This is a genomic window from Streptococcus pseudopneumoniae (assembly GCF_001070815.1).
Taxonomy (GTDB): domain Bacteria; phylum Bacillota; class Bacilli; order Lactobacillales; family Streptococcaceae; genus Streptococcus; species Streptococcus pseudopneumoniae_P.
Genome location: NZ_JVLX01000069.1, coordinates 1 through 15,982, shown reverse-complemented (window position 1 = coordinate 15,982; position 15,982 = coordinate 1). Strand labels below are relative to the sequence as shown.

Here is a 15,982-nt window from a genome sequence, read left to right as displayed (position 1 = left end):
ATAGGAATAAATAGAAAAATCTACATTTTTATACATGGTACTAAAATGTTGTTATGCCTATAGATTACAAGATTTTTATAAGTTTTTTGTGTAAAATTTAGTGAAAAATGAAAAAAATTGTGAAAACCTATTGACAAATGTAAGATATTGAGTTATATTTACTATATCAACAAATGAAAGCGTAAACTTTAGTTGTCAGAAGGTAAGAATATGACACGATTTGAGATACGAGATGATTTTTATCTCGATGGAAAATCATTTAAGATTTTATCTGGCGCCATTCATTATTTTAGGGTTCCTCCAGAAGATTGGTATCATTCGCTCTATAACTTGAAGGCTCTTGGTTTTAATACAGTAGAGACTTATGTGGCTTGGAATTTACATGAGCCTCGTGAGGGTGAGTTTCACTTTGAAGGAGCTCTGGATTTGGAGCGATTTCTCCAGACAGCACAAGATTTAGGTCTTTACGCTATCGTTCGTCCCTCTCCCTTTATCTGTGCGGAGTGGGAATTCGGTGGCTTACCAGCTTGGCTTTTAACCAAGAATATGAGGCTTCGTTCCTCAGATCCTGCTTATATTGAAGCTGTCGGTCGCTACTATGATCAGCTCTTGTCACGATTGGTTCCACATTTGTTGGACAAGGGTGGCAATATCCTTATGATGCAGGTTGAAAATGAATATGGTTCTTATGGAGAAGATAAGGCTTACCTAAGAGCAATTCGACAGTTGATGGAAGAGCGTGGTGTAACCTGTCCCCTCTTTACATCAGATGGTCCATGGAGAGCTACTCTGAAAGCTGGAACCTTAATCGAAGATGACCTCTTTGTGACAGGGAACTTTGGTTCTAAAGCTCCGTACAACTTTTCACAGATGCAGGAATTCTTTGATGAGCATGGCAAGAAATGGCCACTCATGTGTATGGAGTTCTGGGATGGCTGGTTCAATCGTTGGAAAGAACCGATTATCACACGGGATCCGAAAGAGTTGGCAGATGCAGTTCGAGAGGTTTTGGAGCAAGGTTCCATCAATCTTTACATGTTTCATGGTGGCACAAACTTTGGTTTCATGAATGGTTGCTCAGCTCGAGGAACTTTGGACTTGCCACAAGTTACATCTTATGATTACGATGCCCTTCTGGATGAAGAAGGAAATCCAACTGCAAAATATTTAGCAGTCAAGAAGATGATGGCAACGCATTTCCCAGAGTATCCGCAGTTGGAACCTCTTTACAAAGAGAGTATGGAGTTGGATGCTATTCCACTAGTTGAAAAAGTTTCCTTGTTTGAAACCTTGGATAGCTTGTCTAGCCCGGTAGAAAGCCTCTATCCTAAAAAGATGGAGGAGTTAGGACAAAGTTATGGCTACCTACTCTATCGAACAGAAACAACCTGGGATGCAGAAGAAGAGAGACTTCGTATCATTGACGGTCGAGATAGAGCTCAGCTGTATGTCGATGGTCAGTGGGTTAAAACCCAATATCAGACAGAGATTGGGGAAGATATTTTTTATCAAGGAGAAAAGAAAGCGCTGTCTAGATTGGATATCTTGGTAGAAAATATGGGGCGTGTCAACTATGGTCACAAGTTCTTAGCTGATACACAACGTAAGGGAATTCGGACAGGAGTTTGTAAGGATTTGCACTTCTTACTAAACTGGAAACACTATCCACTCCCACTAGATAATCCTGAGAACATTGATTTTTCAAAAGGATGGACAGAAGGACAACCAGCCTTTTATGCTTATGACTTTACAGTCCAAGAGCCAAAAGATACTTACCTAGACTTGTCTGAGTTTGGTAAGGGAGTTGCCTTTGTCAATGGGCAGAATCTAGGACGTTTTTGGAACGTCGGCCCAACCCTCTCACTTTATATTCCTCATAGCTATCTCAAGGAAGGTGCCAATCGCATCATCATCTTTGAAACAGAGGGCCAATATAGAGAAGAGATTCATTTAACTCGTAAACCTACACTAAAACACATAAAGGGGGAAAACTTATGACAATTGTAGGATGCCGTATTGATGGACGTTTGATCCACGGACAAGTAGCCAATCTTTGGGCAGGAAAACTAAATGTTTCACGTATTATGGTTGTAGATGACGAAGTTGTCAACAATGACGTTGAAAAGAGTGGTTTGAAACTTGCGACACCACCAGGTGTGAAATTGAGTATTTTGCCAATTGAAAAAGCGGCAGCTAATATTCTTGCTGGTAAATACGATAGCCAACGTCTCTTTATTGTGGCTCGTAAGCCAGACCGCTTCCTTGGTTTGGTAGAAGCAGGTGTACCAATTGAAACTCTCAATGTTGGGAATATGTCTCAAACACCAGAAACCCGTGCCATCACACGTTCTATCAACGTAGTGGACAAGGATGTGGAAGATTTCCACAAATTGGCAGAAAAAGGTGTTAAACTTACTGCTCAAATGGTTCCAAATGATCCAATTTCAGACTTTTTGAGCTTATTAAAATAGGAAAAAATTTTTAGGAGGTCATTGTTATGATACAATGGTGGCAAATTTTACTTCTCACTTTGTACTCAGCTTATCAAATCTGTGATGAGTTGACGATCGTTTCATCTGCAGGTTCCCCTGTATTTGCTGGTTTCATTACTGGTTTAATTATGGGAGATGTGACTACGGGTCTGCTTATCGGTGGTAACTTGCAGCTATTCGTTCTTGGGGTTGGTACCTTCGGTGGTGCTTCTCGTATCGACGCAACTTCTGGTGCGGTTCTTGCGACAGCCTTCTCTGTTTCACAAGGAATTGATACAGCACTTGCGATTACAACAATCGCTGTGCCAGTAGCAGCTCTCTTGACATACTTCGACGTTCTTGGACGTATGACAACTACTTTCTTCGCTCACCGTGTGGATGCTGCAATCGAACGCTTTGACTATAAAGGTATTGAACGTAACTACTTGCTTGGTGCGATTCCTTGGGCTTTATCTCGTGCCCTTCCAGTCTTCTTTGCACTTGCTTTTGGTGGTGAATTTGTACAACACGTAGTAGACTTCGTTACAAAATACCAATGGGTTGCAGATGGTTTGACACTAGCAGGACGTATGCTTCCAGGTCTTGGATTTGCAATCTTGCTTCGTTACCTTCCAGTTAAACGTAACCTTCACTACCTTGCTATGGGATTTGGTTTGACAGCTATGTTGACTGTTCTTTACTCATATGTAACAGGTCTTGGTGGTGCTGTTGCTGGTATCGTAGGCACTCTACCGAAAGATGTTGCTGAAAAAATTGGTTTCGTGAACAACTTCAAAGGTTTGTCTATGATTGGTATCTCTATCGTAGGTATCTTCCTTGCAGTGCTTCACTTCAAAAATAGCCAAAAAGTAGCTGTAGCAGAACCTTCTACACCATCAGAAAGTGGGGAAATCGAAGATGACGAATTCTAATTACAAACTTACAAAAGAAGATTTTAATCAAATCAACAAACGTAGCTTGTTTACTTTCCAATTGGGTTGGAACTACGAACGTATGCAAGCTTCTGGTTACCTTTACATGATCTTGCCTCAATTGCGTAAAATGTATGGGGATGGAACTCCTGAATTGAAAGAAATGATGAAAGTTCATACTCAATTCTTCAATACTTCACCATTCTTCCACACCATTATCGCTGGTTTTGACCTTGCCATGGAAGAAAAAGATGGTGTGGGTTCAAAAGACGCCGTTAATGGTATCAAGACAGGTTTGATGGGACCATTCGCTCCTCTTGGAGATACAATCTTCGGTTCACTTGTACCTGCGATCATGGGATCTATCGCAGCAACTATGGCTATCGGTGGTCAACCTTGGGGTATCTTCCTTTGGATTGCAGTTGCAGTAGCGTATGATATCTTCCGTTGGAAACAGTTGGAATTTGCCTACAAAGAAGGGGTTAACCTTATCAACAATATGCAAAGTACCTTGACAGCTTTGATTGACGCTGCATCTGTACTTGGTGTCTTCATGATGGGTGCTCTTGTAGCAACAATGATCAACTTTGAAATTTCTTACAAGTTGCCAATCGGTGAAAAGATGATTGATTTCCAAGACATCTTGAACCAAATCTTCCCACGTTTGCTTCCAGCAATCTTTACTGCCTTTATCTTCTGGTTGCTTGGTAAGAAAGGTATGACCTCTACTAAAGCTATCGGTATCATTATCGCTCTTGCAGTAGGTCTTTCTGCCTTTGGTAAATTTGTACTTGGAATGGGCGCATAATTTATGGCTAAATCATTAATTTTGGTGAGTCATGGTCGCTTCTGTGAAGAACTTAAAGGTAGCACTGAAATGATCATGGGTCCACAAGACAATATTCATGCAGTGGCTCTTCTTCCAGAAGATGGTCCAGAAGAATTTACTGCGAAATTTGAAGCTGCTATTGAAGGATTGGATGATTTCCTAGTCTTTGCGGATCTTCTCGGTGGAACACCATGTAACGTGGTCAGTCGTTTGATCATGGAAGGTCGTGACATCGAACTTTATGCAGGAATGAATCTTCCAATGGTGATTGAATTTATCAATGCGAGCCTTACAGGTGCAGATGCGGACTATAAGAACCGTGCTGCAGAAAGCATTGTGAAAGTTAATGACCTGTTAGCAGGCTTTGATGATGACGAAGATGAATAATACTCTTCGAAAATCAAATTCAAACTACGTCAACGTCGCCTTGCCGTATAGATGTTACTGACTTTGTCAGTTCTATCTGCAACCTCAAAGCAGTGCTTTGAGCAGCCTGCGGCTAGTTTGCTCTTTGATTTTCATTGAGTATAAGATGTGATATCGTGAAAATCGTTAGAGCATTTTATATAGAATATACATGGGAATGGGGCTTACTCCCATTCCCATATTTGATAGAAAAAGAGGAACTCAATGCTACATTATACAAAAGAAGACTTGCTCGAATTGGGTGCAGAAATCACTACACGTGAAATCTACCAACAGCCTGATGTATGGAAAGAAGCTTTTGAATCTTATCAAGCAAAACGTGAAGAAATTGCAGCCTTCCTGCAAGAGATTGCGGATAAACATGACTATATCAAGGTTATTTTGACAGGTGCTGGGACTTCTGCTTATGTGGGAGATACCTTGGTGCCTTACTTTAAGGAAGTCTATGACGAACGCAAATGGAATTTCAATGCTATTGCGACAACAGATATCGTTGCCAATCCAGAAACTTATTTGAAAAAAGATGTGGCAACTGTCCTTGTATCTTTTGCTCGTAGTGGGAACTCTCCCGAAAGTGTGGCGACTGTTGATTTGGCAAAAGCCTTGGTGGATGAGCTTTATCAAGTGACTATTACTTGCGCAGCAGATGGTAAATTGGCTCTTCAAGCTCATGGAGATGACCGCAATCTCTTGCTTTTGCAACCAGCTGCTTCTAATGATGCTGGCTTTGCCATGACCTCTAGCTTTACGTCTATGATGTTGACAGCTCTCTTAGTCTTTGATCCTACAGAATTTGCTGTTAAGTCTGAACGTTTTGAAGTTGTATCTAGTCTTGCCCGTAAAATTCTAGACAATGCAGAAGATGTCAAAGAACTTGTTGACCTAGACTTTAACCGTGTCATCTATCTAGGCGCTGGTCCTTTCTTTGGACTTGCTCATGAAGCTCAGCTCAAGATTTTGGAACTGACTGCTGGTCAAGTTGCGACTATGTATGAAAGCCCAGTCGGCTTCCGTCACGGTCCAAAATCACTGATCAACGAAGATACAGTTGTCTTGGTCTTTGGTACAACAACAGACTACACTCGCAAGTACGACTTGGATTTGGTTCGTGAAGTTGCTGGTGACCAGATTGCTCGCCGTGTTGTGCTTTTGAGTGATCAAGCCTTTGGTCTTGCAAATGTCAAAGAAGTGGCCCTTGGTTGTGGCGGTGTCTTGAATGATATTTACCGTGTCTTCCCTTACATCGTTTATGCCCAACTCTTTGCCCTATTGACTTCACTCAAGGTAGAAAATAAACCAGATACACCGTCTCCTACAGGTACAGTAAACCGTGTGGTACAAGGTGTTATCATCCACGAATATCAAAAGTAATACTCTTCGAAAATCAAATTCAAACCACGTCAGCTTCGCCTTGCCGTACTCAAGTACAGCCTGTGGCTAGCTTCCTAGTTTGCTCTTTGATTTTCATTGAGTATAAGACAGTGTTTATGAATTCTTGACAAGAGGATTTGTATATCATCAGGCAAACCATAGATTGTCAAGGCGCTTTCTATGGTTTGTTTGCTTGAGAGAAATAGTAAAAGGAGAACAGAATGAAAGCATACACAGAGCGTGTGTTTGGAAATGTTAAGGGACAAGATATTTTGGCCTATCGATTTGAAACTGACAGTGGCTACCAACTTGAGGTTATGACTTATGGTGCGACTATCTTGCGCTATGTCACACCTGACAAGGCTGGAAATTTTGCCAACGTTATATTGGCGTTTGATGACTTTGATAGCTATGTAGGCAATAGTCCCAAGCATGGAGCTAGCGTAGGTCCTGTGGCAGGCCGTATTGCAGGTGCGACTTTTGAGCTCAATGACCAGACCTATGATCTTGAAGTCAACAATGCTAGCAACTGTAACCACAGTGGTTCAACTGGTTGGGATTCGAGTTTGTTTGAACCAGTTGAAGTGAGCGACCATGGCTTGACCCTCTACACAGAGCGTACAGATAGGACAGGAGGGTTCCCTGGCAATCTCAAGATCTGGATCAGCTATCACTTGGAAGAAACTGGTGCTTACGAAATCAGCTATAAGGTAACTACAGATCAGGACACGCTGGTCAACCCAACCAATCACAGCTATTTCAACTTGTCTGGTGATTTCACGCAGACGATTGACCGCCATGTCTTTCAACTAAATACTGAGGGCATTTATCCAATCGCTCCTGACGGTGTTCCATCCAAAACTCCAGACGCTACTCGTGATGTGGTCAAACACATCTACAATGGTGCTTTGCTCAAGGATATCTTTGCAGAAGAAGATGAGCAAATTCAGCTGGTGTCTGGTTTAGACCACCCCTTTGCCCTTCCTGCAAGTCATGACAATGCTGGTTTCCTTTATGACCAAAACTCAGGTCGCTTCCTGCTTTTCAAGACAGAGGCTCCATGTTTTGTGGTTTACACAGCAAACTTTGTGGATGAGAGTGTCGTCATAGGAGGTCAGCCAATGGTACAGCACAATGGGATTGCCCTTGAGGCGCAAGCTTTACCAGATGCTATTCACAGTGACCTCAAAGACCAAGTCATTCTCAAAGCAGGGCAAACCTTTACCAGTAAGACACGTTATGAGCTTGTTGTGAAATAAGAGGATAGGAATTTCTACTTTTGGGGTGAATAGTATTTGTCTTATAACACTAGTAGAAACAGGCAAAGAATAGGAAAATATGATATAATTTAATATTGAAAATACCTGTCCTATCTATAGGATAAAAGGAGAAAAAAATGAAGAAAATTGTATTTGCTAGCGCCTTGGCTTTGACTTTGGCTGGAGCAGTTTTGACAAATGATGTTTTTGCCAATGACAGATTGGTGGCAACACAATCTGCTGATGGTAGAAATGAAAATGTCTTGAGTTCAGAAGTGCTTAACCCTGCTAGTGGCAATGTTTTGGTTGGATTAAAGGGAGAATTTTTGACTCCAAACCAACAAGCTATCTTAGATGCCGTCAACGCTATCCGTAAAGAGGCAGCTGACGAAGGCTTGGTAGATAAGTATGTTCCTATCAAATGGTCGACTGACCTAGAAAAGGCAGCTTTTGCCAGAGCTGCAGAAGCTTCTGTAACTATGGATCATACTCGTCTTTCTGGTAAAGAAATCTGGAGCGCCTTCCCATCAGGAAACAGTGTACTAGGAGAAAACTTGGGTTGGAACCATGATGGTTTTCTAAAAGCTCTTGAACAATGGCGTGCTGAAAAAGCAGACTACGTGAAGAAAAAATCAGGTGGTTCAACAAATGGTGGATCTGGTCATTATCAGACTTTGATTAGCCCTAAATTTACACACATGGGGATTGCTGCCTTTAAGAACCCAAATAACCCATATAATGCAGTAACGATTGCTCAGGCTTTTGGTGATTCTGCTACTTCAGAAGAATTGGTAGGCAGTTACGGTCCTGCTATTCAGTATGCAGAAGTGACTTCATCTAATTTGTCAACAGTTAAAAATAAAGCAGTTGTTGTTGAAAAAGCGCTGAAAGAATTTAGAACTTCTAGTTCAGACCAATCTGGCTGGGTGCAATCTAATGGAAAATGGTATTTCTATGAGTCTGGTGATCTGAAAACAGGCTGGGTGAAAACAGGTGGTAAATGGTACTACCTGGATGACCTAGGTGTCATGCAGACTGGATTTGTAAAAGTGGATGGTAGCTGGTATTACTTGAGTAGCTCAGGTGCTATGTTTACAGGTTGGGGTACAGACGGAAATAGATGGTTCTACTTTGATGGCTCAGGAGCTATGAAGACAGGCTGGCTTAAAGAAAATGGAGTCTGGTACTACCTTGATGAATCTGGTATTATGAAGACAGGTTGGTTTAAAGTTGGCCAATACTGGTACTATGCATATGGCTCTGGAGCTCTGGCAGTCAGCACAACAACACCAGATGGTTATAAAGTAAATGGAAATGGTGAATGGGTAAACTAGGCAACTAGAAACTAAAGGAGTTGCTTTCACAACTTTAGATAACTTATATTTGTTACTATAATTTTAAATATGGAGAGAAGAAATAGTGCTTCTCTTCATTTTTATGGCTCTTTTCAACTGTAGTGGGTTGAGAAAAGCTAAGATCTGAGTCTGAGACAAAATAGTTCTCAGCCACAAAAAAGCTAGAGATTTCCAATTGCGGAACTCTAGCTTTTTAATTTTGAGTCGTTCTCTTATTGTATTTTAGGAGGTTATTGACCATAAGTACCAATCCCATGTCAATTCTCACTTGACGCTTCCCTCTCAGATTACATCTCTTGTAACCCAAACAAGCCTTTATCTGCCCAAAGACAGGTTCCACATCAATCTTGCGTTGAGCGAAAATCTGTCTACCTTGGGGAGATAAAAGCTCCTGGCATTCTTTCGTTTTTAAGTGCTGATAGCGTTCGTTCATATACAGTCCCTTTTGAGGGGCTGATTCAGGTTCATCAGCGTAGTAAATCTTGATTTCCTGTTGAAAGTCCGTCTGTGTTTTCTGATGTTTGATATGGTGAAAACGATAGTACCACTCTTCAGGATGTGTATAGCCATCCTCCTTGTCATTATAATGCCAATTCGCTAAGTTTCTAGCTGACTGTTTATACCCTCCCTTCTGTTCCTTATCAAACATGGCATATTTAATCAGATGGTTCACCTCCTTTTCATTTAGACGAAGGAGGTTTTCTTCACTTCCATATCCAGCATCTGTGACAACTGTCTTTACGTCATGCGGATAAGTTTCAAGTAAGGGTAGAAGAGTCTTGGTATCTGTCGGATTTGAGAAGACATCATAGTGAAGAACAAATTGGTTTTCAGTATCGATTTGAAGATTATAAGCGGCCTTGAGTTGGCCATTTTTCATATGGTCTTCTTTCATTCGCATAAAAGTAGCATCTGGATCTGTTTTGGAAAAACTGTTACGCCCTTCAAATGTCTCCTGATAGCCCTCATATTTTTCAGCACCTACTGAAAAATCCTCCTTGACTTTACGCAAGACTTTCTTGAGTTTACGACGCTGGGCTTTACGTTCATCCTTTCCTTTAACAGGTATCTCCTCAATATCTTGGTTCAGTTTTTCCAATTCTTCTTCAAGGACTTGAGCGAATTCCATCAACTGCTCTGAGGAGATAGGCTCTTCTTCATCCAGCTTAATAGCTTGATGGATAAGAGGAGTGATTTCTTCTTGAAAATAGATCTGTAGCTGTTCTTGAAGTTTGACGGAAAACTTGTCCGTTGCTTTTTTCCACACGAAACTATACTTGTTGGCATTGGCTTCAATCTTAGTCCCGTCAATAAACAGACAATCTAAAGTCACTAACTCTTCCATTTTTAAACGAAGATTGATGTCAATGAAAAGATTACGAATGAGTTCTTCCATCCCTTCAGCGACACGAAACCGATTGATGGTGCCGTAGCTGACAACCAACTGTCCTGTTAGGTACTGCATAGCCAGATTTTCAACCAGCATTTTTTAAATTTTTCGTCCAGAGAAAATCCCTTGTGAATAGGCAAATAGCAGAGTAGCTTAAAGCATCTTAGGATGATAAGATGGGCGACCAAATTCATGATAGAAGTCATGAAAGTGATGATCCTCCAAGCTATTCACCACCTTTTCAATAGTAAAAACGAGATGGTCTTGTGGCAAGAAGGAACTAATTTCTAGTGGTAAAGTTGTTTGATTTGTGTTATAGTGAATATGCATGGGATAGCCTTTCTAAATGGTTTATTGGGCAATTTTATTTTACCAAGACTATCGCAGCCATGCAAAAAAAGCAACGGATTTGCCGTTGTTTTTTTGCAAGCTAAGGGATTTTTGTCCCAGACTCTTTCTTTTTTGATGTTCAGCGCGATAAAAATCCTTTTTTTGAAGTTTTCAAAGTTTCGAAAACCAAAGGCATTGCGCTTGATGAGTTTGATGAGATTATTAGTGGCTTCCAATTTGGCGTTGGAATAGGGTAACTGAAGGGCATTGACGATTTTCTCTTTGTCCTTTAGAAAGGTTTTAAAGACAGTATGAAAAAGAGGATGAACCTGCTTTAGATTGTCCTCAATAAGTCCGAAAAATTTGTCAGGCTCCTTATTCTGAAAGTGAAAAAGCAGGAGTTGATAGAGATGATAGTGGTCTTTCAAGTCTTCTGAATAGTTCAACAGCTTGAAAAGACTCTCTTTATTCGTCAAGTGCATGCGAAAAGTAGAGCGATAAAATCGTTTATCGCTGAGTTTATGACTATCCTGTTGAATGAGCTTCCAGTAACGCTTGATAGCCTTGTATTCATGGGATTTTCGATGAAACTGATTCATGATTTGGACACGAACGCGACTCATAGCATGGCTAAGATGTTGGAGTAAAACAGTCCAGTGAACTGTTTTAGCCTGAGCCTAGAAATTAGAAAGCGAAGCTGTTTAGCCAAGTCAAATAGATTGCAAGATGTTCACTTAATCAGAAGAACAACTTTCTTGCACTTGACTTGATAATTGGGGTATAATTAAATTTATAGGATTTTGATAGACAAAATTTCAGTCTTCAAAAATAGTATCCTTTGATTGTTAGAAATTGGTTTAATATGAAAGAAAAAATAATAAAATCATCAAATCAGCGACAACTATTCTCTTTTCGTAAGTATAAAGTTGGACTTTGTTCTGTTTTATTAGGTACAGCGTTGGTTTTTGGAGCTTCAGTGTCTAGCCCTGTTAGTGCAGCTGAACTTGAGAAAAAACCTTCTGTTACAGAAGGAACTGATGTTACAGGAAGCAGTACGGTGTCTAGTCCTAATGATGCTTCCAACAAAATATCTAATCATACAAATACAGTAGAAGATGCTCCAGTAGTCAATGTAACAGCTAGTGCTGATGAGATGAAAAAAGAAGACGATTACTACGCTCGTGAGATATTCAAGGGTTCAGAAGTGGTATCGGTAGATGACGTGGAGACAAATAATAAGGTAGATAAGAGTATTGATCTTAGTTCAGATCTACCAAAAGTCAAGAATTTAACCAATGCTACAGTTCATGTTGAGTTTAAAGCAACAGAAACGGTACCGAATTTATATAGTGTATTTTCTACCTCTAGTACTTCAAGTCGAAATGAGTATTTCCTTTTAGGAGTAAGTGGAAACAAGCCTGTTGTAGAGGCTAGAACAGGAAAAGAGGGGAGCTATCAGTACGATCGTTTTGAAGATGGAAAGGAAAGTATTCGTCCTAATGAGTGGAATTCGTTAACCTTTACTATTTCTCGACCTAATGTTAATGTAGATGCCGGTGAGGCGAAACTTTATGTTAATGGTAGGTTATCAAAATCTTCTGCTAAATCTGGTCTTTTTTTGACAGCTATGCAAAATTTGACCAATATGCAGTTAGGAGCTATGCAACGTGGAAATGGTAAAGTTTGGGGGACTAATCTAGATATCCGTAATCTAACGATTTATGATTATGCCTTCAGTGACACAGAGGTAGGACAACGAAGTACTATTTTTCTTCGAGATCCTGAGGGGAACAAGGCTCTTGGTCCAGCTGAATTAACAGATAATAAGGCTGTTTTTCAGTCTGGATTGAATGGTCAGAAAAATAGTGATGGGATTTATTCTTATCGTATACCATCTTTGCTGAAAACGAATGATGGTACAATAATTGCAGGGGCAGATGAACGTCGTTTGCATTATTCTGACTGGGGTGATATTGGAATGGTTGTTCGTCGAAGTGAGGATGGAGGCAAAACTTGGGGTGAACGAATTAATATTTTAAATATTCGTGATAATCCAAGAGCTAGAAATGCTAATATTGGTTCTCCTACTTCTATTGATATGGTTTTAGTACAAGATTCCAAGACAAAGAAAATTTATTCTATCTACGATGTCTTTCCAGAAGGACAAGGAATTTTGGGTATGAGTGTTACTCGTGAAGAGTCTTATACAGTTGTCAATGGTCGAACATATCAGATAGTATATAAGGGTAATGAGAAATATACTATTCGGGAAGATGATTATATTTATGATAGTAATAATCAAAAGACATCTTATCATGTAATCACTAAATCGACTCAGTCTGAAAATAAGTACAGTGATACAGGTGATTTGTATAATGGTAGTAAGTTAGTGGGAAATATATATTTTACCCCAACAACTGACTCGCCTTTTCGTGTAGCAAAGGATAATTTTATATGGATTTCAGAGAGCAATGATGACGGAAAAACTTGGTCAGCACCAAGGGACATTACACCCCAGATAAAGAAAGATTGGATGAAATTTTTGGGTACGGGTCCAGGTTCAGGTATTGCATTGAAGCATGGTCAATATGCAGGGCGTTTAGTAGTACCTATGTATTCAACTAATTATGTATCTCATCTCAATGGTTCTCAGTCTTCTCGTGTAATTTATTCTGATGATCATGGTTTGACTTGGCATATGGGAGCTTCTCCTAATGATGGTCGTATCTTCAGAGGGGAAACTTTGAATTCTAATACTATGAGAAACACAGCAGCAGAATTGACTGAGGCTACTGTTGTCGAGTTAAACGATGGAACACTAAAGATGTTTATGCGTAATCGAAGTGGTCATGTTCAATTTTCTACTAGTAAAGATGGTGGTGCTACTTGGGGTGCTGTTGAAACAATTAGTGATATTCCAGATGTTTATGTACAACTTTCAGCAATTCACACTGTGCAAAATGGTCGGGAGTACATTGTATTAGTAAATGCTAATGGACGTGGTCGTGAAAATGGTTATGCTCGACTTGCAGAAGTTCAATCAGATGGTAGTTTGAAATGGATCAGACATAATTTGGTCCAAGCTGGTAAGTTTGCTTATAATTCTGTTCAAAATCTAGGTAATGGTGAGTTTGGTCTTCTCTATGAGCACAGTGAAGATGGTGAAAATGACTATACTCTTTCCTTTAGAAAGTTTAACTGGGATTTTTTAAATCCAACGGTTCGGGCAGTTTCTGCTCAAGTGACGACAGATGATAAATTAGTTTCTATACGTTATGATGGTGAGGTACTTGCTCGAAAAGGCCTGGTTTTAACATTATCTAATGGTAGAAAACTGCCTTTTGTTACTCAGTATGATAATCGTACCCTTCTTTTCCAATGGCAACCAGAGGATGAGGGGGCGACTGTAACAGGTATTCAAACAGGGACTTTGGATAGCGTGACAGATATTCCACTGGATACTACCAATGTTCGTCTGCCAATCCGTACTCGCACTGTTGAACCAACGGATCCAAAAGTGGCAGATTCTCTCCTTTATCCTGATATCAACAATGACTTAAGGTGGCCAGCTGGTTTGAGCTACGATGATTTGAATAGAACTGTAACCCGAACTATACATTATGTTGCTGATGACGGAAAAGTTTTCCCAGATACAGTACAGACAGTCGCTTATAGTCGTAATGCTATTGTTGATCTGGTTAAAGGTACGGTTACTTATGGTTCTTGGGTCTTGGCTAAGTCAGAGTTTGACAGTCTTGTTGTTCCTATACAGGCTGGATATTTGGCTGATAGATCTTTGATTACTAACCAAAATATCGAAAAAGATGTTCATACTTTGGTACCAATTTCGGTGACAACTAGTGTCCGTTATAAGAAATTAGGTTCTTGGATTGTTCAAACTCCAAATTCTGAAATGAATAGGATATCTTATCCCAATAGCTATTTAGATGCGAGTGTTATCGGCAATCATAGTACGGTTACCATTCCTTATATAGCGGGTTACCGTGCGATTGGGAAAGATGGGAATTATTTGACCTTGAAAAATACGGATCGTCCAGCAGAAGGATATCTAGCACCACGTCCTGATGATGCCACCCAAGATAGCATCATTCGTTATGATAAAGATAATCAAAGTGCTCAGATTCGTTTTGTGAATCAATCTAATAAAGCGGTCTTATCAACTGTTTCTTTAACTGGAAAAACAGGTGAAGTGATTGATAGTAAGTCTGTAGACAGGGAAATTTTATCTTTCTTGAACAAAGGTTATCGGATTGTTACAGATGAATTTCATCAGATACTAACTCCTGTTTATGGTGACAACAGTCGTGTGGTTACTCAATTTACTATTGTGCTTACACCAAGGGTGGAGAGGATTGATGCTAGTCAGTATAAAGAAAAAGATTCATTGGTAGATAGCCAGTTGAAGCTTACTTGGCCAGCTGGTTTGACAGAAAAAGACTTACAGAAGTCGGTTAGTCGTACGACTCGTTTCTTGAATACACAAGGTGAGGAAATTGCGCCTGCTCACGAAGCTGTTCTTAATTATAGAAGAACAGCAACTGTTAATCTTGTAACCAAAGCTGTTCTTTATACGGGTTGGATTGCTGAACAAAATAAATTTCCAGCAGTTTCAGCTCCAGTTGTGAGTGGTTACCTAGCAAATGAATTGGGGAAACCAGAATTATCAAGTACTCCAGATATCCCAGCAAGAGTGGATGCTATTCATTATCGTAAACTTGGACAATGGGTACTAAAATTACCGTCAGAGACAATAAAAATAACTTATCCTAACGACCGTAGTAATGCAGGACGTGTTGGAACAGATCAGTCAACGGCTCCAGTTGTGATAGGTTATCAAGCTAAATATCAAGGTAAAAACCTAGTTTTAGCACAGGATGGAAGAAGTTATATTCTTTCCCTTCCAGAAGATGTTACACGTGATATGATAATTGACTACACTCGTATTCCAGCTGTAGAAGGGAAAGAAGAAGTTCGTGAAACGGTATCAATTCCTTACGAACGCTTGACTGAGGTTAGCTCTGATCTCTATACAGATCAAACTCAGCTGAAACAGTCAGGTCGTGCAGGTTCTAAGACTGTTGTGAAGCTATACCAAACACTGGATGGCGTGAAAACAGACAAGGTTCTCTCTGTCCGTGAGGAAAATATAGTTGCCTCTCAACCCGAGATTATCCTAGTTGGTACTAAGCCTATTAAGAGTCGAGAAAGCGTTGTTAGCACAGAAGAAATCGCACCAGTACTTGTGTACCGAGAAGACCCTTCACTCCTGAAAGGCCAAAGTCAGACTGTTCAAGGTCGTGCAGGTCAGCGTAAGATTATCACTATCTATGAAACAGACCACGGTATACGTACTGGAATGATCCTCTCTCAAACCAGTGAAATTGTGCAAGAAGCAACCCCAACAATCATCTATCAGGGGGCGAAGGTTATCGGTCGTACTCTGCCAGAAGATGGTCCTCTATCTCCAATAGTTGAAACACCAAGTGTGGAAACCCGTATAGAGGAGACTGACTTTACTACTGAATATAGGAATAGTGCTAGCTTACCAAAAGGTCAAACTAAGGTCTTGATTGTAGGAGAGAAAGGTCAGCGTACCAT

Annotated in this window: 9 protein-coding genes and 2 pseudogenes; 9 read left to right on the top strand and 2 right to left on the bottom strand. The window is 40.2% G+C overall.

What is annotated here, in order from left to right; translation table 11 throughout:
• The first annotated feature begins 210 nt into the window (after nucleotides 1-210).
• The 8 genes from ADG81_RS08815 (at nucleotide 211) to ADG81_RS08780 (ending at nucleotide 8,622) form a co-directional block, all read left to right on the top strand.
• On the top strand, nucleotides 211-1,998 hold the full coding sequence (locus tag ADG81_RS08815; protein ID WP_049551492.1) for a glycoside hydrolase family 35 protein: 1,788 nt from the start codon (nucleotides 211-213) through the stop codon (nucleotides 1,996-1,998).
• Nucleotides 1,995-2,471, top strand: coding sequence for a PTS sugar transporter subunit IIB (locus ADG81_RS08810; RefSeq protein ID WP_020903315.1), 477 nt, complete (start codon nucleotides 1,995-1,997; stop codon nucleotides 2,469-2,471). Before ADG81_RS08815 ends, ADG81_RS08810 begins: the two co-directional genes overlap by 4 nt.
• 26 nt (nucleotides 2,472-2,497) lie before the next feature.
• Complete coding sequence (locus tag ADG81_RS08805; protein WP_023944066.1) at nucleotides 2,498-3,403, top strand: PTS mannose/fructose/sorbose/N-acetylgalactosamine transporter subunit IIC; 906 nt, start codon at nucleotides 2,498-2,500, stop codon at nucleotides 3,401-3,403.
• Entirely contained in the window at nucleotides 3,390-4,211 is an 822-nt protein-coding gene (locus ADG81_RS08800) for a PTS system mannose/fructose/sorbose family transporter subunit IID (protein ID WP_020903317.1), read from the top strand. The genes ADG81_RS08805 and ADG81_RS08800 overlap by 14 nt, the downstream gene beginning before the upstream one ends.
• Nucleotides 4,212-4,214: 3 nt before the next feature.
• Nucleotides 4,215-4,619, top strand: a complete 405-nt coding sequence (locus tag ADG81_RS08795) for a PTS sugar transporter subunit IIA (RefSeq protein ID WP_020903318.1) — start codon at nucleotides 4,215-4,217, stop codon at nucleotides 4,617-4,619.
• 243 nt (nucleotides 4,620-4,862) lie between these two features.
• Nucleotides 4,863-6,029, top strand: a complete 1,167-nt coding sequence (locus ADG81_RS08790; RefSeq protein ID WP_049551491.1) for an SIS domain-containing protein — start codon at nucleotides 4,863-4,865, stop codon at nucleotides 6,027-6,029.
• A 221-nt stretch (nucleotides 6,030-6,250) separates the two neighbouring features.
• Entirely contained in the window at nucleotides 6,251-7,288 is a 1,038-nt protein-coding gene (locus tag ADG81_RS08785; protein ID WP_049551490.1) for an aldose epimerase family protein, read from the top strand.
• A gap of 137 nt (nucleotides 7,289-7,425) precedes the next feature.
• Nucleotides 7,426-8,622: a CAP domain-containing protein gene (locus ADG81_RS08780; RefSeq protein WP_049551489.1), complete on the top strand. Its 1,197-nt coding sequence runs from the start codon at nucleotides 7,426-7,428 to the stop codon at nucleotides 8,620-8,622.
• 214 nt (nucleotides 8,623-8,836) lie between these two features.
• Here ADG81_RS08780 and ADG81_RS08775 read toward each other — a convergent pair.
• Both ADG81_RS08775 and ADG81_RS08765 read right to left on the bottom strand, forming a co-directional pair.
• Nucleotides 8,837-10,363, bottom strand: a pseudogene (locus ADG81_RS08775) (IS1182 family transposase).
• 122 nt (nucleotides 10,364-10,485) lie between these two features.
• Nucleotides 10,486-11,010, bottom strand: a pseudogene (locus ADG81_RS08765) (transposase); the annotation flags it as partial.
• A 215-nt stretch (nucleotides 11,011-11,225) separates the two neighbouring features.
• Between ADG81_RS08765 and ADG81_RS08760 the strand changes: the two are divergent.
• On the top strand, nucleotides 11,226-15,982 hold a 4,757-nt coding region (locus ADG81_RS08760), incomplete at its 3' end, for a sialidase domain-containing protein (protein WP_049551486.1).